Raw genomic sequence first — 1555 nt, forward strand, 5'->3', positions numbered from 1 at the left:
GTTGTTGTCTCAGACACCATATAGTGAGTGCGAGTACATCCTTGTGGACAAGTCCTCGGCCTATCAGCACCAGTCAACTCCACACATTACTGTGCTTCCATATCTGGCCTGTCAACCCAATCATCTCTTGGGGGCCTTAACCCACACAGGGTGGGAGACCTCATCTAGGAACAGGCTTCCCGCTTAGATGCTTTCAGCGGTTATCCCTCCCGAACATAGCCAACCAGCCACGCCCTTGGCAGAACGACTGGCACACCAGAGGTTCGTCCATCCCGGTCCTCTCGTACTAGGGACAGCCTTCCGCAAGTCTCCTACGCGCGCGGCGGATAGGGACCGAACTGTCTCACGACGTTCTAAACCCAGCTCGCGTGCCGCTTTAATGGGCGAACAGCCCAACCCTTGGGACCAACTCCAGCCCCAGGATGCGACGAGCCGACATCGAGGTGCCAAACCATGCCGTCGATATGGACTCTTGGGCAAGATCAGCCTGTTATCCCCGGGGTACCTTTTATCCGTTGAGCGACACCGCTTCCACCAGCCAGTGCCGGATCACTAGTCCCTGCTTTCGCACCTGCTCGACCTGTCAGTCTCACAGTCAAGCTCCCTTATACACTTACACTCAACACCTGATTGCCAACCAGGCTGAGGGAACCTTTGGGCGCCTCCGTTACTCTTTAGGAGGCAACCGCCCCAGTTAAACTACCCACCAGGCACTGTCCCCGATCCGGATCACGGACCCGAGTTAGATGCCCAGAACGACCAGAGTGGTATTTCACCAACGACTCCACACCCACTAGCGTGAATGCTTCACAGTCTCCCACCTATCCTACACAAGCCGAACCAAACACCAATACCAAGCTATAGTAAAGGTCCCGGGGTCTTTCCGTCCTGCCGCGCGAAACGAGCATCTTTACTCGTACTGCAATTTCACCGGGCCTGTGGTCGAGACAGCGGAGAAGTCGTTACGCCATTCGTGCAGGTCGGAACTTACCCGACAAGGAATTTCGCTACCTTAGGATGGTTATAGTTACCACCGCCGTTTACTGGCGCTTAAATTCTCCGCTACACCCTTACGGGTTCACGGGTCCTCTTAACGTTCCAGCACCGGGCAGGCGTCAGTCCATATACATCGCCTTACAGCTTCGCATGGACCTGTGTTTTTAGTAAACAGTCGCTTCTCCCTGGCCTCTGCGACCACCACCAGCTCCCACCGCACGGGTGTTCACCAGCAGTGGCCCCCCTTCTCCCAAAGTTACGGGGGCAATTTGCCGAGTTCCTTAACCACAGTTCACCCGACCGCCTCGGTATTCTCTACCTGACCACCTGTGTCGGTTTAGGGTACGGGCCGTGCACACACTCGCTAGAGGCTTTTCTCGACAGCATGGGATCACTCACATCACCACAACGGCTACGCATCACCTCTCACCCACATGGTGCGCGGATTTACCTACACACCGGGCTACAGGCTTACACCAGTACTACCACTCACTGGCAGAGCTACCCTCCTGCGTCACCCCATCACTTAACTACCGCAGAATCAGGCCCCATGCACCCG

General features: G+C 56.1%; 1 rRNA gene (cut by a window edge). It reads right to left on the reverse strand.

Annotated features, from left to right (window positions below):
- Positions 1 to 43: 43 nt before the first annotated feature.
- Positions 44 to 1555, reverse strand: a 23S ribosomal RNA gene (locus ACWCO2_RS36650) (it continues 1658 nt past the right edge of the window).

This window comes from Saccharopolyspora sp. NPDC002376, assembly GCF_053593195.1.